This is a genomic window from Streptomyces sp. 4F14, assembly GCF_048159485.1.
Lineage (GTDB): Bacteria > Actinomycetota > Actinomycetes > Streptomycetales > Streptomycetaceae > Streptomyces.
The window spans coordinates 1-21,151 of sequence record NZ_JBLRVY010000029.1 but is presented as its reverse complement, the minus strand read 5'-3'; the positions used below and the strand labels follow the sequence as shown (position 1 = coordinate 21,151).

Annotated in this window: 14 protein-coding genes and 1 pseudogene; 4 read left to right on the top strand and 11 right to left on the bottom strand. The window is 71.0% G+C overall.

Annotation, left to right across the window (positions count from 1 at the left end; all coding sequences use genetic code 11):
* Window positions 1-69 precede the first annotated feature (69 nt).
* Window positions 70-657 (top strand): TetR/AcrR family transcriptional regulator, encoded by a 588-nt coding sequence (locus ACLZOT_RS37960; protein WP_416973708.1) that lies wholly within the window; start codon window positions 70-72, stop codon window positions 655-657.
* Window positions 658-770: 113 nt separating this feature from the next.
* On the opposite strand, the gene ACLZOT_RS37955 is transcribed toward ACLZOT_RS37960, so the two are convergent.
* Window positions 771-1,784, bottom strand: coding sequence for an SMP-30/gluconolactonase/LRE family protein (locus ACLZOT_RS37955; protein WP_416973707.1), 1,014 nt, complete (start codon window positions 1,782-1,784; stop codon window positions 771-773).
* A gap of 174 nt (window positions 1,785-1,958) precedes the next feature.
* Between ACLZOT_RS37955 and ACLZOT_RS37950 the strand changes: the two genes are divergently transcribed.
* The gene (locus tag ACLZOT_RS37950) at window positions 1,959-3,767 is read left to right on the top strand and encodes a flavin-containing monooxygenase (protein ID WP_416973706.1); all 1,809 of its coding nucleotides are present in this window, start codon (window positions 1,959-1,961) and stop codon (window positions 3,765-3,767) included.
* A 227-nt stretch (window positions 3,768-3,994) separates the two neighbouring features.
* The gene (locus ACLZOT_RS37945; RefSeq protein WP_416973815.1) at window positions 3,995-4,876 is read left to right on the top strand and encodes a S41 family peptidase; all 882 of its coding nucleotides are present in this window, start codon (window positions 3,995-3,997) and stop codon (window positions 4,874-4,876) included.
* 95 nt (window positions 4,877-4,971) lie between these two features.
* Here ACLZOT_RS37945 and ACLZOT_RS37940 read toward each other — a convergent pair whose 3' ends face one another.
* From ACLZOT_RS37940 to ACLZOT_RS37925, 4 genes are all read right to left on the bottom strand, one after another.
* Complete coding sequence (locus ACLZOT_RS37940) at window positions 4,972-5,757, bottom strand: GntR family transcriptional regulator (protein WP_416973705.1); 786 nt, start codon at window positions 5,755-5,757, stop codon at window positions 4,972-4,974.
* Between the two features lie 210 nt (window positions 5,758-5,967).
* On the bottom strand, window positions 5,968-6,747 hold the full coding sequence (locus ACLZOT_RS37935) for a glycerate kinase (RefSeq protein ID WP_416973704.1): 780 nt from the start codon (window positions 6,745-6,747) through the stop codon (window positions 5,968-5,970).
* A 268-nt stretch (window positions 6,748-7,015) separates the two neighbouring features.
* Complete coding sequence (locus ACLZOT_RS37930) at window positions 7,016-8,194, bottom strand: homogentisate 1,2-dioxygenase (RefSeq protein ID WP_416973703.1); 1,179 nt, start codon at window positions 8,192-8,194, stop codon at window positions 7,016-7,018.
* 44 nt (window positions 8,195-8,238) lie between these two features.
* Complete coding sequence (locus ACLZOT_RS37925) at window positions 8,239-9,558, bottom strand: hypothetical protein (protein ID WP_416973702.1); 1,320 nt, start codon at window positions 9,556-9,558, stop codon at window positions 8,239-8,241.
* A 399-nt stretch (window positions 9,559-9,957) separates the two neighbouring features.
* On the opposite strand from ACLZOT_RS37925, the gene ACLZOT_RS37920 reads away from it, so the two are divergent.
* Window positions 9,958-10,728: a carbonic anhydrase gene (locus ACLZOT_RS37920; protein WP_416973701.1), complete on the top strand. Its 771-nt coding sequence runs from the start codon at window positions 9,958-9,960 to the stop codon at window positions 10,726-10,728.
* A 68-nt stretch (window positions 10,729-10,796) separates the two neighbouring features.
* Here ACLZOT_RS37920 and ACLZOT_RS37915 read toward each other — a convergent pair.
* From ACLZOT_RS37915 to ACLZOT_RS37890, 6 genes and pseudogenes are all read right to left on the bottom strand, one after another.
* Window positions 10,797-11,534, bottom strand: a pseudogene (locus tag ACLZOT_RS37915) (LLM class flavin-dependent oxidoreductase); the annotation flags it as partial.
* A 98-nt stretch (window positions 11,535-11,632) separates the two neighbouring features.
* A complete protein-coding gene (locus ACLZOT_RS37910) occupies window positions 11,633-12,490 on the bottom strand; it encodes an alpha/beta fold hydrolase (protein WP_416973700.1) in 858 nt (285 codons plus the stop codon).
* A 93-nt stretch (window positions 12,491-12,583) separates the two neighbouring features.
* The gene (locus ACLZOT_RS37905) at window positions 12,584-13,477 is read right to left on the bottom strand and encodes a LysR family transcriptional regulator (protein ID WP_416973699.1); all 894 of its coding nucleotides are present in this window, start codon (window positions 13,475-13,477) and stop codon (window positions 12,584-12,586) included.
* Window positions 13,478-13,617: 140 nt separating this feature from the next.
* On the bottom strand, window positions 13,618-14,208 hold the full coding sequence (locus ACLZOT_RS37900; protein ID WP_416973698.1) for a hypothetical protein: 591 nt from the start codon (window positions 14,206-14,208) through the stop codon (window positions 13,618-13,620).
* A gap of 278 nt (window positions 14,209-14,486) precedes the next feature.
* On the bottom strand, window positions 14,487-14,636 hold the full coding sequence (locus ACLZOT_RS37895; RefSeq protein ID WP_416973697.1) for a hypothetical protein: 150 nt from the start codon (window positions 14,634-14,636) through the stop codon (window positions 14,487-14,489).
* 34 nt (window positions 14,637-14,670) lie between these two features.
* A partial coding sequence (locus ACLZOT_RS37890) for an SDR family NAD(P)-dependent oxidoreductase (RefSeq protein WP_416973696.1) occupies window positions 14,671-21,151 on the bottom strand: 6,481 nt, incomplete at its 5' end.

The window sequence follows — 21,151 nt, the reverse complement described above, 5'->3', positions numbered from 1 at the left end:
GCGCCGGGCGAACCGGACCGATCGACCAGAAGCTCACCGTCCCGGGTGACGTGCGGATATTCTCCCGGGATGACTCGGCAACCCCCGCCCGGTGAACGGCGGTCCGCGAACGAGGGCCCCAAGGCCGCCGCCCGTAACCGGGCCGCCCTCGTCGCCGCCGCCCGGGAGATCTACGCGGAGTCCGGCCTGCGCGCTCCGCTCTCCGCCATCGCGAAGCGTGCCGGGGTCGGGCAGGCCGTGCTGTACCGGCACTTCCCCGACCGTTCGGCGCTGGTGTTCGCGGTGCTGGAGGAGAACGTCGGGCAGATCGAGCGGGCGGCGCAGAGCGTGGGCCTCGCGGACGTCGTCGGTGTGCTGACCTGGCATCAGACGGAGTCGGCCGCGTTCGTCGGCATGCTGCACTCCGAGGGCGTGGGCAGCCACGCCGAAGTGCCCTCGTACGCCGCGGAGTTGTCGCGGCGGGTCGAGCGGGCGCTGCGGCTGCGGCTGCCGGACGGGCATCGGCTGGCGGCGCGGTCCGAGGACCTCATGATCGCGGTGTCGATGGTCTCGGGCGCCGTCACCGGCCCCACCCGCGAGCAGCGGGAACACCGGGCGACGGCGGCGTGGCGGCTGCTCGGGGTGGAGGTGGGACCGGTCCGGCCCTTCACGGGGTGAGGGGCGTGGTCCGCTGCCGGAGCGGCGGGTTCCCCGGCCCGCGCCGGCGGCCGCCGTACTGCCGGGTTCCCGTGGACATCAGCCCCCGTCGCACTGCCGGATTCCCCTGCGCATCAACCCCCGTTGGACTGCCGGGTCCCCTTCGCCAGCGCGTCGAAGGCGTACGCATAGCCGCCCGCGGACCCGCTGACGGTCATGTACGCCCTGGTCCCGCCGGGGGTGATGGCGACGTTGGTCGCCGAGGTGAGGCCGGCGGCGTCGCGGGCGGGGACCTCGACCGTCGCGAGGTGTTCGCCGTACTTGCTGTACACGGCCATGGCGGGCCTGCCGTGGAGTCCCTGGTAGAGGTTGCCGTCGGCGTCGACGGCGATGGAGTCGGTCTGGGCGAGCCCGCCGTCGACCCGGACGGCGGTGTGCCGCGAGGCCGTCAGGCCCTTCTCCCCCAGCAGCAGGTAGAGGATGCGGTTCTGGGTGAGTTCGCTGACCCACAGCCCGCGGTGGCCGGCGTCGAAGGAGATGCCGTTGGGCGCGGCCAGGCCGTCCGCGAGGACGGTGGCCCGCTGTCCGTCGCGGTCGAGGCGCACTACGCGGCCAATCTCCTTGCCCTCGGACATGCCGCGTGAGTCGCTGATGTAGAGGTTGCCCTCCGGGTCGAAGGCGAGGTCGTCGGGGTTCATCGGCGCCCCGTCGACCTCGCCGGAGAAGAAGGTCCGCGGATCGCCGCCGTCGGGGGCGAGGCTGACGATGTCGCCGTGGGCGAAGTCGGTCAGGTACAGGCGTCCGTCGTACGGGCTGAACTGGGCGGACGTGTAGGCGCCCCGGCTGTCGGTGTACAGGGGGCGCGCGGTCTTGGCGCGGACGTCGACGCGGTGGACCTTGGGTGCGCCGGCGGGTGCGGTGACGTCGACGACGAGCAGCTTGCCGTCCCGGTCGAAGACGGGGCCCTCCAGGAGGGTCATGCCGGTCTGTTCGTGGACCTCGGTCAGCCGCAGCACCTTCTGGGCGCGGATCGTCCCCGGCCCGCGTGCATCGGTCGCGGGTCCGGCGGCCTGCGTACCGCACCCGGTGAGCGCGAGCACGCCGAGGACGGCGAGCCCGGCGAGGGGTCTGGTCGGGAGTCGTCGCATGACATCACTCTTCCTGTCCGAGGGTGTGCGGGCGCAACCGCCCCACCAACCGGACATCACTGTCCGGTCCCTGTTACCGTAGTGCACAGGCCGCCCAAGTCCACTGCGCGCCCGTGCAGTTCACGCCTCGGACGGTCCCATGACAGCGAACCGCAAGGAACGAGGTCCCCCCACATGGCGAATTCGCACCCGTTGTCAGACACGGCACTCACCGACCTGCGGGAGCGCTACCGGGCCGAACGGGAACGCCGGGTACGGCCCGACGGCGCCCGCCAGTACCTCGGCGCCGCCGCCGAGTTCGGCTTCTACGCCGACGACCCGTACACGCCGGACACGGCCGAACGGCAGCCGCTGCAAGACCGGGTGGACGTCGTGGTCGTCGGGGGCGGCTTCGGCGGCCTCCTCGCCGGGGCCCGGTTGCGTCAGCAGGGCGTCCGGCGGGTCCGCGTGGTCGAGACGGGCGGTGACTTCGGAGGGACCTGGTACTGGAACCGGTACCCGGGCATCCACTGCGACATCGAGGCGCACGTGTACCTCCCGCTGCTCGACGAGACGGGCTACATCCCGGAGTGGAAGTACGCGCCCGGGGACGAGATCCGCCGCCACGCCGTCCGGATCGCGGAGAAGTTCGACCTGTACGCCGACGCCGTCTTCTCCACCTCGGTCACCTCCCTGACCTGGGACGACGCGTCCGAGTCATGGACCGTCACGACCGACCGGGGCGACGAGTTCCGGGCCACGTACGTCATCACCGCCACCGGCACCCTGTCCGAGCTGAAGCTCCCCGGCATCCCCGGCATCGAGACCTTCGCCGGCCACACCTTCCACACCTCGCGCTGGGACTACGCGTACACGGGCGGCACCCCGGACGGCGGCCTCACCGGCCTCGCGGACAAGCGGGTCGGCGTGATCGGCACCGGTGCCACCGGCGTGCAGGTCGTGCCGAAACTGGCCGAGGACGCCCAGCACCTGTACATCTTCCAGCGCACCCCCTCCAGCGTCGACGTCCGCGCCAACCGGCGTACGACCGCGCAGGACGTCGGCGCCGACCGGGACGGCTGGGCCCGTGAGCGCCGCGACAACTTCCTGGACCTCGTCTCCGGCGAGCCCGCCTCGACCGACCTCGTCGCCGACGGGTGGACCGCCTCGGCGGGCCTGCTGGAGAAACTGCTGCCCAGTTTCCGCCGCTCCGGCGACCGGGCCGCCTTCGAAGCGGCCTACGAGGCCGCCGACGCCGCCAAGATGAACGAGCTCCGCGCCCGCGTCGAACAGATCGTCACCGACCCGGCGACGGCGGACCGGCTCAAGCCCTGGTACCGGTACGCCTGCAAGCGGCCCACCTTCTCCGACGCCTACCTCCAGGCGTTCAACCGCGCCGACGTCACGCTGGTCGACACGGCCGACACCCACGGGATCGAGCGCGTCACCGAGCGCGGTGTCGTGGTCGGCGGCACCGAGTACGAGGTCGACTGCCTGATCTTCGCCACCGGCTTCTCCGTCGGCAACTCCGGCCTCTCCTCGGGCAGACTGCCCGTCCACGGCCGCGCCGGGGTCCAGCTCCAGGCGACCTGGCGGGAACACGGCCCGCGCACCCTGCACGGCTTCACCACCCCCGGTTTCCCCAACCTCGTCCAGCTGGGCGGCGTACAGGGCGCCAGCAGCGTCAACTTCACGCACGTCCTGGACGAGCACGCCGTCCACGCGGCGGCCCTCATCGCCGCCGCCGAGTCCGAGAACGCCATCGTCGAACCCACCCACGAAGCCACGGACGCCTGGCTCACCGTCCTCACCGAGGGAGCGCCCGACCACGCGTGGTTCCACGCCGAGTGCACCCCCGGCTACTACAACGCCGAAGGCAAGGGCCGCCCGAACACCTCCAGCGCCTACCCCCACGGCGCCTCCGCCTTCCACACCCTCCTCCGCCACTGGCGGACGGAGTCCCTCGCCGAGATCCTCCACCCCAGGACAACCGACCGCGCCTGACCGATCCACCGGCGTCCGGCCCGGAGCACCCCATGATCCACGGGTAGGGTTGATCACTCGTCGAGAGTTCGTCCGGGGGACAGACGGTGCGGAACCACTTCCTGCGTACGGCGGCCTGCCTCGGCCTGGCCGGTCTCCTGCTCGCCGCGACGGGGTGCACGAGCCGTCCACCGGCTGACGCCCTCTCATCCGGCGCCCGGACCTACTTGTCACGGGCGCTGGACATCATGGAGGACCACTCCCTCCTCCGTCACCAGGTCGACTGGGAGACCGTGCGCGGCAAGGCGTTCACAGAGGCACGCGGCGCGCGGAAAGCAGCGGACACGTACGGGGCGATCCGCTCGGCGCTCCGCTCCCTCGGTGACGGACACAGTGTCTTCTGGGAGCCGGACCAGGCGACGGAGGTTCAGGGAACCAGCGCGGTCAGTCTGGACGGTCTGGAAGGCCGCCCCCTCAAGGGCGGCGTGGGCTACCTCTCCTTGCCCCGCGTGCAGGGGGCCCAGGCGGTGTACGACCAGTACGTGCGGCGAGGTCGGCAGGCCGTGGCGCGGGCCGGCGGGGCCGAGGCGTGCGGGTGGGTGGTGGATCTTCGCCCGCAGACCGGGGGCACCATGTGGCCCACGCTCGCCGTCGTGGGTCCGATCCTGGGCGATGGCGAGGTCGGCGCTTTCGTGGATGCCGACGGCAACAGGTCCGTCTGGTCGATCGAGCACGGCAGCCCCTATACGGACGGTCGGCCAGAAGGCTGGGCGGACGGCCGGCCGTTCACCGGGAGCGCCCCGCCGGTCGCGGTGCTGACCGGCAGGAAGACGGCCAGCGCGGGGGAAGCGGTCGCCGTGGCCTTCCGGGGACGTTCTGACACCCGTTCCTTCGGCGAGCAGACCTCCGGCGTGCCCACGGGGAACGAGCCGTACCGCCTGTCGGACGGAGCTGTACTGCTCCTCACCAAGGTCAAGGACGCCGACCGAACGGGCCGCGCCTACGACGCGCCGATCCCACCGGACGAGGAGATCGTCAAGGACCCCCGCCCGGTGGCCGCCGACCGGGACGAGGTCCTGGAAGCCGCGCAGGACTGGCTCCTCCGGCAGACCGCCTGCCGACGCCCGTGACCTGCTCCGATGCGGGTCGCAGAGAAACCCCTCCCCGTCGACGACGTGGATCCAAGGTCAAGCCCCGCGTGGCACTCCGGGTGAGGTATCCCCCGTCACCGGGATGCGGTCCAGGCACCGGTAGCAGTGTCGAGGACTTCCTCGTTGAGCGGGCGGTCCGGGTGGCTGAAGGCTCGCATCCACTCGACGACGTCGCCGTTCTTGTCCTCCAGCCGGAGGACGACCATGAGGGCCGGGCTGTCGAGGTGCAGGCCGAGGTGGTGGGCGACGACCGGCGGCGGGGTACTCGCCTGGATCTGCCGGTGGATCTTGGCCACCTCGATGCCCTCGGAGTGGAGGATCACCGCCATCGGTCTGCTGTTGAGGTCGCGGCTGCGGTGCCGCTCCCCCACTTCGGGAAGCTGCACGTTGTGCGTCACCGCCACGACCTCGTCGCGGCCGCGCGGGCCGAGGGTGCGGATCGCCTGCCACAACTGGCTGCCCGGCGGGCGGCCGAACGCCCGGCACGCCGCGGCGGGGGCGATGTCGGTCCCGGAGGTGACGAGCCGGTATCTGGCCGACGACCGGCCTGCCAGCAGGGGGTAGAAGTCCGCCGCGAGGGTTTCTTCCTCGGGCGGGAAGAAGATCGCACGGCCGCGTCGCCCTCTGCCGCGATCGACGAGCCCTTCTCTCGTCAGTCGCTCCAGCGCGCCCCGTGAGGTGATGACGCTGACTCCGAACCGTTCGGCCAGTTCCTTCTCACCCGGGAAGTTCGCGCGGTCCACCCACAGGCCGTCCACGATCTCCGCCTTGAGCTGCCGGTAGATCTGCACCTGCATGGGGACGTCGGAGGCGAGAACAGAGGAGTGATCGGCCGTCTTCGACGTCAACGGAGTGGTCACGACATCAACCGTACATTCACGTGTGTCTATGTGAACATGACGACCGACCACTCGGGCATCTGCCCCGGGCCGGCAACCAAGCCGTCGTGCCGGCCATCTTGCTCGCCCTGCTGTTCCTCACCGTGGGAGTACCGAAGGCCGCTTTGCCTTCGGCCGTGAGGCAGAGGTCCGCCGTGGCCAGGTGGCTGTCGAAGTGGGTGAGCTGTCGGATCAGCTGTGCCCGGGCACCAGTTCGGCGCGCAGCGCGAGCAGGGCGGCGCTGAGGCCGCCGACCGCGCCTCCGTTCGCGGCGCCGACGCCGAGGAGGGGAGCGAGGCGGCGCAGTCCGTCGTCGAGGAGTTCGACCGTGCGGGAGTCGGCGCCCTTCTGGGGGCCGAAGACCTGGGCGGTGCCGTCCGGTCCGAACAGGGGGCTGACGACGTCGGCGGCGACCACGGGTTCGACACCGGCCAGGCGTTGTCGTGCCGGTGCGAGGTCGACCGACGCGATGCGGGCCAGGTCCGCTCCGCTGCCGGCCAGCGTGTTTCCGTCCGCGTCGAGAACCGCGGCGCCGAGGGACGCGAGCAGTCCCGTACCTCCGTCCATGGTGGCGGTGCCGCCCAGGAAGACGATGATCCTCCGGGCTCCCCGCCGGACCGCTTCGAGGAGCGCAGCGGCCAGGCCGGCGCTGGAGGCTCGCAGTACGTCGTGCTCGGCGGCCGGCGGCCCGGCCCAGCCGATCACCTCGGCTGCTTCCACGAGGGCGGTCCCGTCGTCGAGGCAGCCGAAGGGCACCTTCACCGGGCGGCCGAGCGCGTCGACGGTGTCCACACGGACGACCGTGCCGCCCCGCGCCGCCTGCACGGTGTGCCGTGAGCCTTCCCCGCCATCGGCGAGCGGGTGCTCGACGGGTGTGCCGCCTGCCGCACGGACCCCTGCCGCGAGAGCGGCGGCGGCCTCGGCGGCGTCCAGCGAGCCACGCATCTTGTCCGGAGCGCAGACGACGCGCATGGTCGTTCCCTTCGTCGGAGGCTGAGACCGACCGGCGGTGGAGCTCTTCGCCTGCCGGTCGGTCTACAAGCTGTCGGCGGCCGCACACGGCTCAGACGGTCATCCAGCCCAGTACCGGGGTCGACTGGAGGTAGATGATCACGGCGAACGCGGCCAGGAGGCCGAGGCTCCAGCCGAGCACCTTATGGACGGATAGGGGTAGGCGGGTGCGGTCAGCGGGGTGGTGAGGCTGGTGAGGATCTGTTCGGTGCGCATGGCGAAGCTCCCGTCAGGCGTTGCGCCAGGTGGTCAGGTAGTAGGGGTCCTCGGTGGCCAGTGCGGCCTCGCCGAGTTCGAGCGGGCGGAAGGTGTCGATCATGACCGCGCGCAGGGGCTTGATGCCGACGAGACCGGAGTTGTATGCCTCGACGGCCTGCTCCAGCTCGCCGGTGTGCGGACCGTGGACGAAGCCGGCCGGATGCCAGGTGATGGCGCCCTCGCCTATGGCGTGCGCGCCGCGTGCGCCCGCTGCCGCGTCGACGTAGAACATCAGCTCGTCGGAGTCGACGTTGGCGTGGTTGTAGGGCACGATCACCGCGTCCGGGTGGTACTCGGCCTTGTGCGGGACGAAGGAGCAGATCACGAAGCCTGGCGCCTCGAACGCCTGGAACGTGTTCGGGGGCTGGTGGATCCGGCCGATGACCGGCTCGAAGTCGTCCATGTTGAACGCGTACGGGTAGAGGTGGCCGTCCCGGCCGACGACGTCGAACGGGTGGTGGGCGTAGGTGTAGCGGGTGCCGCCCGCCCGGTGGCGGACGTACACGTCGACGTTCTCGCCCTCGACGACGTACGGCTCGGTGGGCGTCCGCAGGTCCCGCTCGCAGTAGGGGGAGTGCTCCAGGAACTGTCCGCGGGCGGAGAGGTAGCGCTTGGGCGGGTGGATGCCGCCGGTGGACTCCGCGATCAGCAGCTGTAGCGGCTCGTCGCCGGTCGGGACCCATCGATGGGTGGCGGAGGTCGGCATGATGACGAAATCGCGCGGGCCGACGTCCAGGAGGCCGAACGTGGTCTCGACACGGGCCGTACCGGACTGGACGAAGTACATCTCGTCGCCGATGGCGTTGCGGTACAGGGGGCTCGGCCGGTCCGCCGCGACGTAGCCGACCCGTACGTCCTGGTTGCTCGCGAGGAGCCGGCGGCCGGTGACGGCGTCGCCGCCCTCGTCGAGCTTGCGGGTCTGCACCAGCCGGGGCTTGAGCGGGTGGTTGGGGGCGGTCTCCCGGCCGGGGATCTCCCAGGTGTCGACGCCGGCCAGGTCCGTCGGCGCGTGGGTGTGGTACAGAAGGGCGGAGTCCGAGGAGAAGCCCTCGGTTCCCATCAACTCCTCGCGGTACAGCCCTCCGTCGGGCTTGCGGAACTGGACGTGGCGCTTGTGGGGTACCTGGCCCACGGAGCGGTAGTAGGGCATCTCTGCCTCCAGAGAAGGGTGTCGGGATGTCGAGGCGGCCGTGGTCAGGACGCGCTGACGCGTTCGGCCAGCCACTTCGTGACGATCTCTCCGGCCTTTTCACGCGGGTCGTAGTCGACGGGCGCGTCCGGCAGCAGGAAGAGGTAGTGGTGGGCGTGGTCGAGGGTGACGAACTCCTTGTCCGCCACCGGGACGCGGGAGAAGATCTCCCGCTGTTCCTCCGGGTAGGCGTCGGTGTCGCCCAGCGGTGCGACCACGAGGGTGGGGACGTCGATGTGCTCGGCGGCGCGCGCCCACTCGGCCCGGGCCGACAGCCCGCTCCAGGTCGACAGCCAGGCCCGTGCGGTGAGCACACGGCCGAGGGCGTGCGGACCGTAGCCTCCGCGCAGGGGATGCCCGGAGGCGAAGATGCTGCCGGGGGCCCGGTGGTTGGGGTGGATCGTGGGGTCCGTGTGCGCCGGGTTGGCGACCGTCCCGTAGATGCTGAGATACGGCGACATCAGCGCGCGGCGGGCCAGGGGTGAGCCGAGGTCGTCGCGGTCGACGACGCGCCGGGTCTCCTCGTAGTCGGCGATCAGGGTGCGGGCGCTGACGTCGAGGCGCCGGGCCCGGGCCCGCTGCCCCGCGCGGTACGCGGCCAGCCATTCGAGGCCGTACGTGCTGGGCTCGGGGAACGGCCGGTAGCCGTTGGCCGGGTTGAACATGTCGAGCGCCGGGTCGATCGCCGTCGGATTCGACTCGTCGGCCACGGCCGGGTCGAGCATGTTCAGCATGATGATGCCCTCGCCCGCGTGCGGGGCGAGCGCGACAGGGAAGTCGGCCGACGGCATGTCCTCCTGGGCGAACCGGGTCGGCTGCCCGTGCGGACCGCGCGTGTGGCGCTGCCCGGGCGGCAGGGACGCCTGCCACTGGTAGTACGACAGGAGCGAGGTTCCGCCGCTGTTGCCGACCAGCACGACCTTCTCGAAGCCGCGCTCCTTGAGCATGCGGATGCCCGCGGCGGTGTCCAGGACCACTTCCTCGTGAACCATGTCGCTGTCGTTGTTCAGCGCCCGGCTGGTCTGCCCCCACACCGCGTATCCCGCCCGCAGGAGGTACGGGCCGAGGTAGTGCCGGGACTGGTTCTCCCTGGGGTGCATGAAGACGGCGACCGCCTTGGGGCGGGGGCCCGGCGGCAGGTGCAGCAGCCCGAAGGAGAACGCTCCGTCGGAGGCCGTGATGTCGACGAACTCCCTCTGCGCGCCTTCGGGGAGCTGATCCACCCAATAGGCGTTGACGCTGCCGCGCTTCACCCGCTCCGGTGCGACGAAGAGTTCGGGAATCGGGAGTTCGGGCAGGCGGTACCTGCTGTGTGAGGTCCTCAAGGACGAGAGAGGAAGGCTGAGCACCCGAAGGCTTAAATCACATATTCATAGGTGAACTATTGATTGTCAACCGGCGACCGGTTCCAGCGCCGTGTCGATCGACATGCGGCCGCCCGGTCGTACGACGAGATGCGCGAGGAGCGCGCCACCCGCCCTGCGGCACGACGACCAGCGCCGTCGTTCTTTGCCGCTGCGGGTCTTTTCTGTCCGCCGGTTGTGATCCGGCGGCCGGGCTGTTGCCACATGCGGCCGATGTCCTTGCGGTGCCGCTCGGACGCATGCCCCGAAGCCGGCCGCCTTCACAGCGCGCCTCGTCCCGACTCGGCCAACAGGGCAACCGAGCCCGGCAAACAGTCAGATCTGCAGTCTTTTACCCGCAGTACCGCAAGGAGAACGACCATGGTCAGCACCCCGCACCCACAGCGCAGAGCCATCCTCACCGGGGGCCTGCTGGCCTCCGCGGCCCTGTTCACCGGGTGTTCGTCGAAGGCGAGCGACACGAGAACGCCGGCCACGGCGACTGTCTCGGCATCCGCAAGTGCAGCCGCGAGTGCAGCCGCGCCGCCGGACTCGCCCTGGTCGGCGTTCGCGCGGCTGATGGCGGGCAACGAGCGCTGGGTGAAGGGCGAGCTCCAGCACCCCGACCGGGATCCCGAGCACCGAAAGTTCGTCGCCCCCAAGCAGGACCCCTACGGCGTGATCCTCTCCTGCATCGACTCCCGGGTGCCCCCGGAGCTCCTCTTCGACACCGGCCTCGGTGACCTGTTCGTGCTGCGCACCGGCGGCGCCGTCGTGGGGCCCGTCGTGACCGGCTCCGTCGAGTACGGCCCCCTGACCTCCGGCACCCCGCTGATCGTCGTCCTCGGACATCAGCGCTGCGGGGCCATCCAGGCCGCCCACAAGGCGATGAAGGCCGGCGAGAAGCTGCCGGGCAAGCTCCAGGCCATCTCCGACGCCCTCAAGCCGGCGTACGACGAGGCGGTCAAGGGCGAGCACCCCGACCCGGTCGACGCCATGATCCGCATCCACACCAAGCAGACCTCGGCCGCCCTGCGCACCAACAGGGACCTCGCCCCTTTGGTGAAGAAGGGCGACCTGGCCGTGGTCAGCGCCTACTACTCGCTCGGCACGGGCCGTGTGGAAGTCCTCACCGGAACGCCCTCCGCCTGAAATCCGTCCGCCCGGCCCCGCACGCAGAGGCCCCGAGGTCCAGGTGGGGGACCAGAATCCGGGTCGGTTCAGTCGCCGTTCTCGTCGACGCCGGTTTCGGCCGGGCCGTCACGCAGTACGCCTCGCACCTGGTCCAGTGTCACTGTCTCCGGATCGAATTCGGCCAGCCACCAGGTGGCGCCCGCCTCGACGTAGGGCGTCGGGTCGGTGCCGGGCGGGAGGGGGACGGCGATGTCGTAAGGGGTCGTTGCCTGTCGGCGGAGGTCGGTGAGGGTGGTGACGACGTCGGCGAGCTGGTCCGGGTGTTCGAGATTGACCGGGAAGAACCCGTCGTACCGGGAGGCGCGGCGCATCGGTTTCGCCTTGCCGGGAAAACCCGCGGCCCACACGGGCACGCCGGGCCGCTGAACCGGTCGCGGGAGGAAGGAGACGCCGTCCACGGTGTAGTGCCGGCCGTGGTGGTGCACGGGCCGGCCGGACCATGCGGCGGTGAGGATCTCCAGCGACTCGTCGAGCATCTCGCCCCGGAGCCGGTCGTCGAGTTCCTCGCCGGTCGCGCTCAGCTCGCCGGCGAAGCGGTCGCTGCCGAGGCCGACGCCGAGGGTGAGACGTCCGCCGCTGAGCCGGTCCAGTGTCGCGGTCTCCTTGGCGACCTTGGCCGGCCGGCGGCGGGCGAGGGGGGTGACCATGGGGCCGAACCGGAGGCGTTCCGTGACGGTGGCGACCGCCGCCAGGGTGATCCACGGGTCGGCCACCTGCGAGACCGGCTCCCGCCAGCGCAGGTGGTCCCATACGAACAGGCCGTCCCACCCCGCCTCCTAGGCCCCGGCGGCCAGCCGCGCGACCGCCACCGGGTCGGCGAGTTCGTCGAAGAGCGGCAGCCAGAGCGCCGAACGCAACCGGGTCATCGTCGTCCCCTTCCCGTGTGCCGGAGCAGAGCCGGGACGAATACGTCCCACAGGGGCTTCGGCAGGTCGTGCCCGGCCCCTTCCAGGACCAGCAGCTCCGCGCCGGGAACCGCGTCGCGCAGCGCATGACCGTGCGGGAGGGGGAGAGCCGGGTCGTGGTCGCCGTGCACCACGAGGGTCGGTGCCTTGAGGGAGGCGAAATCGCGGGACGACCCCTCGAAGAGCATCGCGTAGTGGTTGACGAGGGTGGACGCGATGTCGCGTGTGCGGGCCACGTCCCGCTCGACCAGCGCACGCGTGGCGGTCTCGTCGAAGTACGGCGAGCCGCCCGAGTACGCCTTCGCCGAGGCGACGACGTACTCCACCACCGCGTCGGAGTCGGCGGGGTCCGGTTCGGCCGGGACGGCGCCGGCGAGCTGGTCCGACGGCGACGGGAGGCCGTCCGCGCCCGTGGAGGTGGAGACGAACGTCAGCGACTCCACCCGGTCGGGGTGGTCCACCCCGAGGATGAGCCCGATGCCGCCCGACATGGACCGGCAGACGACATGCGCGCGTTCGACGTGCAGGGCGTCCAGGATCCCGAGCGCGTCCCCGGCCAGGTCGGTGTAGGCGTAGCCGGGGCGTCCGGGCGGGTAGTTGGTGGATCTGCCGGTGTCCCGGTTGTCATAGCGGATCACGAACCGGCCGCCGTACGCGATGCGTTCGCACAGTTCGGTCTCCCACCACAGCATCGAGGCGGCCGCACCGTCGATGAGCAGGACGGCAGGGTTCGCGGGGTTTCCGAAGGTCTCGACGCACAGCTCGGCATCGTTGATCGCGATGAGTTTCTCGCCGTTCGAGAGGTGATTGGTCATGAAGAGCACGCTAGGCGGATTGGCGCATCGCGAAAAGCGATGTTTCCTTATCAAGTCAATCGCCATAAGCGATGATTCTGGGTCCCGCCGATGTCACATCTGGCCGACCAGCTCTTCGGCGACCTCGCGTGCGACCTCGATGGCTCGGGCCGCGAGCGGCGACTGAGTGCGTCCGGCCGGCCAGTACAGGTACCACGTGCTGACGGGCGACGGTTGCAGCCGGTGGATGCCGAGCCGGTCATCGGACCAGGCGTCGGATCCGCGCAGGGCGAGTGCCGGCAGCACCGCGGAGCCGATGCCCGCCCGCACCATGGACACGATGGATTCGTGACCTGCGGTCCGGAACGCGATCCGAGGCCGCGCGCCGCCGGCGGCCAACGTCCGCTCCAGCCAACTCTGGTGAAGGGTGGCGGGCCAGGCGACCATCGGTACACCGTCGAGCAGTTCCACCGGTACGGGTCCGTCGGGGAACGCGCCCGACTGCGCCACCAGGAGGTGCGGCTCGTCGAGCAACACGGCATGTTCGACGTCGCCTTCGAGGCGGTCGTAGTGGAACAACAGGTCACGATCCCCGATCTGCGGATTCTCCGGCTGTACCTCGGACAGCCTGATGTCGCAGCCGGGGTACTCCCCCAGCAGCCGACGGACGACCGCCGGCAGGATCGTGTTGGTCGCGCCCTGGAAGGTGCCGATGTCGATGCGGCCGTTGCCCGCCCTGAAACGATCGACGGCGTCGCTCAGCGCACCCGCTCTCGTGAGCAGTTCGCGGCCGTGGGCCAGGACGATCTCGCCGAGAGGGGTGATCCGCACCCGCCTGGGCCCCCCGGGCCTGTCGAAGACGGCGCCGCCGACGGCCTTCTCCAGCGCGGCGATCTGCTGACTCACCGACGATTGCGTGTAGCCGAGCAGGCCCGCCGCTCCCCCGAATGTTCCTTCATCGGCGATGGCGGCCATGGTCCTCAGGTGGCGCAGTTCGACGTCAGTCATGGCATTGACTATAGCTATTGACGATCAAATTGATCAGAATTTATCGCTTCTGGCGATGTACTGGTGATTCCAGAGTGCCGGGTGGTGCGGGGGAGAACCCCGTCCGCCGCACCACCCGCCCCTGCCAAGGCCGCCTGTGCCTAGTACTCACCCAGCCAGGAAAACGTCTGGTAGTGGTCGAATGTCGCGAAGACGTTGCCGGTGAGCGGGTTGCGGATGATGCGCCGCAGACCGCGGTTCTGTGAACGCGACGAGGTGCGCTCGTCGATGTCGTACTCGACGTACGGAGCGGTTCGGCCGTTGCCGGTCGAGAAGGCCCGGGACGACGGCTCGCCTCGATGCTGCTCCAACCCGGCGAGGGTGCCGTCGCGGTCGTTGAAGCGGCCACCGTAGTAGATGAACCGGTCTGTTCCCGCCCTGCCGTTCCAGAAGTCGAACCAGCGGCCCCCGTCCTCCTGAGGGAGCCACCCGTGAGCGAGCTGCGGGTTGAGACGACCGACGCCGAGTTTCCCCCGGGGCACGAAGCGGTCGATATCGTGGTTCGCCCAGAAGTCCGCCGCCTCCACCGCATCGTTCCACTCCTGGGTGGAGATCCGCGGGGCTCCGGGCGGCGGGTTGTTGCACCACTGGGTGCAGGCACCCGGCGGTGGTGCGGCGATCGCGCTGCCTGCCGCGCCGCCGACGAGGGCGAGCATCACACCCGCGATGGTCAGCGTGCGGCGAACGCGCATCCGGGGCTTCTCACGGTGTTCCGCGTCAGACGCGGACACCGGGGCGAGGGAGGAAGACACCTCGTGCTCCTTGACTCGTTCCAGTGTTCCCCCGGGGCGATCCGCCGCTGCCCGAGTTCCTTCCCGACCGCACCGGCCTCGCCGTGCACGTCGCCGGAGAGGGAGGTCACGGTCCACTTCGGGAACGCCGTACGCCCGTAGGCGAAGGGGTCGACGATGAGCCGCAGCGAGGGTTTCGCCGACGCATGATCTGTGAGCAGCCCTCGCCACGGCAACACCTAGGTCTGGAGGGTGGCCGTGTCGTCCCACAGACCGCGCGGCAGGCTGGAAACGGACACCGAACGATGCGTTTCCAGCAGCAGGGCCGGCGACTGCCGGGGTCTCCTCGTGGGCGGCGTGGCGAACCGGCCGTCGACGCCGGACTTCACCGGTCGCCCTCCTCCGTGGCGACGGAATGCCGGACTACGGCCGTTCGTCGCGGCGGAACTGCCGGTCGATGAAGTCGAGGACCTCCTCCTCGGTCGCGTCCTGAAGCTTGGTCACCGTCTCGGCGTGGTCGTCGGTGCCGACGGGGCGGAGTGCGGTGCGCCATCGCGACACCACCGCGTCGAGCCGGGAGGTGATCGCTTCGGCCTCGGGGTGTCCGCCGGCGCCCGGTCCCGCCGGCAGGGACAGCAGGGCCGCTTCCAGCCTGTCCAATTCGGCCAGCACGGCCTGTTCGGGACTCTCCTGGGTGACGATCAGCCGGCCGACGAGGTAGTCGGCGAGGACGGCGGGCGAGGTGTGGTCGAACACCAGCGTGGTGGGCAGGGGCAGGCCGGTCTTGTCGACCAGCTGGTTGCGGAACCGCACCGCCGCCAGCGAGTCGAACCCGGCGTCCCGGAAGGAGACCTCCGGCGCGACCTCACCGGCACTGGCGTACCCCAATGCCGTCGCCGTCTCGCGGCGCACCAGATCCCGCACGTACTGCTCGGCCTCGCTCCCGGGCATCCCGGCCAGCCGCTCGGTCAGCGACTCGCCCGCACCGGCCGCGGAACCGGTGCCCCGGGTCGCCCGAGCCGGCAGCAGGGAACGCAGCAGCGCGGGCACCCGGACGGCTTCCTGCCCGAGCCTGACCAGGTCCAGCGGCGCGGGGACGACCGCCGCCAGGCCGTCGAGCAGCGCCTGGTCGAACAACTGGACCGCCGTCTCGGCCGTGATCGGCCTCAGCCCCAGCTGCTTGGCCGCCCCGGCGGTGTCGTCGAACAGGCCCCAGGCCAGGGAGACCGCCGGCAGGCCGCGTGCCCGGCGGTGCTCGGCCACGCCGTCCAGGAACGCGTTCGCCGCCGCGTAGTTGGCTTGTCCCGGCATACCCAGGACTCCCGACACCGAGGAGAACAGGACGAACAGGTCGAGGTCCAGGTGTTCGGTGAGCTCGTGCAGATGCCAGGCTCCGTCGGCCTTCGGCCGCAGGACCTCGGTGACCCGTTCACCCGTCAAGGACGTGACGACACCGTCGTCCAGTGCTCCGGCCGCGTGCACCACCCCGACCAGCGGATGTTCCTCGCCGATCCCGGCCAGCAGCCGAGCGACCGACTCGCGGTCCGCCACATCGCATGCGACGAACTCCACCTGGGCGCCCAACTCGGCGAGCGTTTCCCGCAGTACGCCCGCCTGCGGCGCCTGAGCCCCGCGACGGCTGGCCAGAACCAGGTGCCGTACGCCGTGACCGGTGACCAGGTGCCGGGCGAACAGTGCTCCCAGCGCACCCGTGCCTCCGGTCACCAGCACAGTGCCCTCCCCTGCCGGCGACGGCCGCGCAGTCCCGCCGCCGGTCGTCCGGACCAGCCGGGGAACCAGCAGCTCACCGTCACGCACCGCCACCTGCGGCTCGGTCGCGGCAGCCGCGGCTATGCGCGCCCAGGGCACCGACCCACCGCTGGCGTCACCGGGGATGTCCACCAGGGTGATCCGGTCCGGGTGCTCCGACTGGGCCGACCGCACCAGTCCCCATACCGCCGCACCCGCGAGATCCACCACGGCCTCGCCCTCGCTCGCCGCGACGGCCCCGCGGGTGACCACCACCAGCCGGTTGTCGGGCAGGTCGTCCCGGGTGACCCACGCCTGGAGCCGGGTCAGCACGTGCCGTACCACCCGATGCACCGCGGCCGGCAGCTCAGCGTCCGCGGGAGACACCGCAGGCGATTCGGCGACGAGGATGTCCCAGGGCTCGTAGGACTGGGCGGCCTCGGTGATGTCGCCGAACCGCAGGAATCCCGGCTCCGGGAGGTCGCTGCTCACCTCACCGAGCAGCGCCACCGAATCCTCGTCCCCGGTGTCCTCCAACGATCCGACCGGCACCCACTCCACCCGCAGAAGGCCGTCCTCGGCATCAAGGGTTTCGGTGAACACTCGCTCCCACCGCGAGAGCTGGGCCGTCGCCACGGCGTTGCCGACTTCGTCGGCCAGGTCGAGCCGGTACCCGTCGTCACCCACCGGGGTCAGGGCGACCCGCAACGCGGTCGTGCCCGTGGTGTGGAGCGAGACATTCGTCCACGTCGACGGCGACCGGACGTCCCCGGGCGCGGCAGCGATCAGCAGGGGGTGCAGAGCCGCGTCGAGCAGGGCCGGGTGAATGCCGAATCGGGTGGACTCCCCGGTCGCCTGTTGCGGCAGGGCGACCTCGGCGAACACCGCGTCGGCCCGCCGCCACACCGCCCGTAGTCCCTGGAACACCGGCCCGTATCGGTGGCCGCGCTCGGCGAGCATGTCGTAGGCGTCCTCGACCGGTACCGGCCGGGCGTCCACCGGCGGCCACGTCCGCTCGGTCCACCCGGGTTCGCCGCCCGGTACGGCGAGCAGACCGGTGGCGTACGAAAGCCACTCGTCGTGCGTGTTCTCCGGACGCGAGTACACGGCGACCGAACGCCGGCCCTCCTCGTCGGGGCTGCCGACCACGACCTGCACCTGAACCGCACCCCGGTCGGGAATCACCAGGGGCGTGTGGACGGCCAGTTCCTCCAGAGCAGCGCACCCGGCCTCGGCACCGGCCCGCATCGCTATGTCGACGAGCGCCGTCACCGGCAGAACGACTGTCGCGCCGATGTGGTGATCGGCCAGCCACGGGTGGGTGGCCTGCGACAACCGGCTGGTGAACACCAGCTCGTCACGGTCGGCCAACCGCACCACCGCACCGAGAAGAGCATGACCGGCAGTGGACAGGCCCGCCCTGGCCACACCGCCCGATCCCGAGGCCAGCGACCAGAACCGCTCCCGCTGGAACGCGTACGTCGGCAACTCGACCCGCCGGGCCCCTGAGTGAACGAACATCGCCCGCCAGTCGACGGTCACCCCGCGGGTGTACAGGAACGCCAGCGCCGCCGTGGCGGCGTACACCTGAGGCCGGTCCCGTCGTTGCACGGCGACGAACTCGGCGTCCACGCCGTCCGGCCGAAGGCCGGTCAGCGCCGCGTCCGGGCTCAGCTCCACGAACCGGGTCGCTCCCTGCTCACGCAACCAGCCCACGGCTTCGGCGAACCGTGCCGGCCGCTCCGTGTCCGATACCGCGAACTCCGGCCATTCCTGCACGGGTTGGCCGCTCTCCAGCGACACCAGCACGATCCGTGAAGGCCGGGACACCGGGCTCCCGTTCTCGTCGTCCCCTGCGGTCACCACCCTGCGGGCATCGTCCAGCGACCACGCTCCCGCCACGTAGGCCGCCACCGCTTCGCCGGTCGAGTGCCCGGCGACATAGTCCGGCGTGACGCCCCACGACGACAGCAGCCGGAACATGGCGACCTCGAACGCGAACAACACCGCTCGCGCCCATCCCGGATCGGCGGGTCCGCCATCGGCGGCCACCGGTTCCAAGGACCCCGGCAGCCACTCGGCGAACTGTGCGCGTACTTCGTCGAACGCCTCGGCGAACACCGGGAACTCCGCGGCCAGTTCCCGAGCCGCCCGCACAGACTCGGCGCTCGAACCCGGTCGTTGACCCGCGAACAGGAAGACGACTCGACCGGCGCCTCCTCCGGCGTCACCGGTCACCACACCGGTCCCCGGTTCCCCGGCCGCAAGTCCGCGCAGGCCCTGCATCAGCTCGTCCCGGTCGGTGCCCAGGACCACCGCCCGGTGCCCGAAACTCGCCCGGGTGGAGACCAGGGCCGCGCCCACGTCCACCGGGTCCAGTGCCGGATCAGCCTCCACGTACGCCAGAAGCCGCCGCGCCTGTTCCCTCAGCGCCGACTCCGACCTGGCCGAGAGCACCCACGGCACCACCGACGGAGCAGACGTCGTGCCGGACACCGGCGTTGGTTCGGGGGCCTGTTCGAGGATGAGGTGGGCGTTGGTGCCGCTGATCCCGAAGGAGGACACGCCTGCCCGCCACGGCCGGTCGACCGCCGGCCACGGTTGTTGCTCCGTCAGCAGTTCCACCGCACCTGCCGACCAGTCCACCTCAGGGGTCGGCTGGTCCACGTGCAGGGTGGGGGGCAGTTGCCCGTGCTGCATCGCCAGCACCATCTTGATCACACCGGCGACACCAGCGGCTGCCTGGGTATGGCCGATGTTGGATTTGACCGATCCCAGCCAGAGCGGACGGTCCCGGTCCTGCCCATACGTGGCCAGCAGCGCCTGGGCCTCGATCGGATCCCCCAACCGGGTGCCGGTGCCGTGCGCCTCCACCACGTCCACCTCGGCGGCGGCCACACCGGCACTGGCCAGGGCCTGCCGTATCACGCGCTGCTGCGACGGGCCGTTCGGCGCGGTCAGCCCGTTCGAGGCGCCGTCCTGGTTGATCGCCGAACCCCGCACCACCGCCAACACCCGATGACCATTGCGCCGGGCATCCGACAACCGCTCCACCACCAACAACCCGGCGCCTTCCGCGACCCCGAACCCGTCAGCGGTCGCGGAGAACGCCTTGCAACGGCCGTCGCCCCCCACACCTCCCTGCATGGCGGACCCCGCGATGAAGACCCCTGGTGTGGCCATCACCGTCACACCGCCGGCCAGCGCCATCGAGCACTCCCCGGCGCGCAGTGCCTGGGCCGCGAGGTGCAGGGCCACCAGCGACGACGAGCACGCCGTGTCCACCGTGACCGCGGGCCCTTCCAGTCCCAACGTGTACGCGATCCGGCCCGACAGCACGCTGCTCGCGGCACCGGTGAGCAGGTATCCGTCCACTTGGTCCGCGGCGTCCCCGACAGTGTCGTACCCCGAACCCGTCCCGCCCACGAAGACCCCGGTCCTGCTGCCCTTCAACAGGCTCGGGTCGATGCCGGCCCGTTCCAGCGCCTCCCACGCCGTCTCCAGCAGCAACCGCTGCTGCGGATCCATCACCAGTGCCTCACGCGGGGAGATACCGAAGAACCCCGCGTCGAACCCGGCCACGTCCTCGACGAACCCACCCACCGGAGTGGGCCCGTCACCTGTCAGGTCCCAGCCGCGCTGTGCCGGGGACGCCGAGATGGCGTCGACACCGCCCGTGAGCAGGGCCCACAGCTGTTCCGGGCTCTCGACCCCGCCGGGGAACCGACAGCCCATTCCGACGATGGCGATCGGTTCGTCCACCGGCGCCATGGTCACCTGTGGCACCGGTACGGCCTCGACCGTGCCCAGCAACTGCTGCCGGAGGTAGGTGGCCAGCCGCGACACTGTCGGGTGGTCGAATGCCAACGTCGCGGGCAGCCGGAGCCCCGTAGCCGTTGCCAGCCGGTTGCGCAACTCCACCGTCGTCAGCGAGTCGAAGCCCATGTCCCGCAACGCCTTCTCGGGGTCAATGGCCTCGGCGGAGGCGTGTCCCAGGACGGTGGCGACGTGGCCGCGTACCAGATCGAGAAGCAGCCGTTGCTGGTCGGCGACGGTCAGGCTGGTCAGCCGTCCGGCCAGACCGGAGCCGTCCCGGTCACCTGCACGGGCGACCGGCCGGGCCGGCCCACCGGCCACCAGCCCTCGCAACAGCGGCGGCACCGACCCGCCGTGCCGTGGCAGGTCGAGCCCGACCGGGACCAGATACGCCTCCGGGCGCCGGCAGGCCAGATCGAACAGCGCCAGCCCCTCCGCCGCCGGCATGGCACGCACTCCGGCCCGGCCGAACCGGGCGTGGTCGGTGTGGCCCAGACCGGTCATGCTGCTGGTGTCGGCCCACCAGCCCCAGGCCAGCGACGTGGCCGGGAGACCCTGCGCGTGGCGGTGCAACGCCAGCGCGTCCAGGAACGCGTTGGCCGCGGCGTAGTTGCCCTGGCCCGGAGCCCCGGAGGTGGCTGAGAAACTGGAGAAGAGGATGAATGCGGCCAGGTCCAGTCCGGCGGTCGCTTCGTGCAGATGCCACGCCGCGTCCGCCTTCGGACGCATCACGGTATCCACCCGCTCCGGCGTCAACGACGTGACCGTCCCGTCGTCCAGCACAGCCGCCGCATGGATCACCGCGGTGAGCTCCCGCTGTTCTCCGGCAACCAGGCCGGCGACGGCATCCCGGTCCGACACGTCACACGCCGCCACCCGCACCTCGGCACCCAACCCGGCCAGTTCCTCGACCAACTCCGCCGCACCCGGCGCGGCCATCCCCCGACGTGACACCAGCAGCAGATGCCGCACCCCGTGACGGTCCACCAGATGGCGGGCCAACAGGCCACCCAGCCCACCGGTCCCACCCGTGATCAACACCGTGCGGTCAGGATCCAGCGGCTGCGGCACCGTCAGCACAATCTTGCCCACATGCCGGGCCTGCGCCATACAACGGAAAGCGTCACGGGCCTCCCGCACATCCCACGCCCTGGTCGGCAAGGGGGACAGCACACCCGCCTCGAACAACTCCGCCAGCTCGGCAAGCATGCCTCCCACCACGTCCAGGTCGATCTCAAGGTCGATCGCCCGGTAGTCCACCCCGGGGTGCGTGGTGGCCACCGTGTCCGTGTCACGGATGTCGGTCTTGCCCAGCTCGACGAACCGGCCCCCCTCCCGC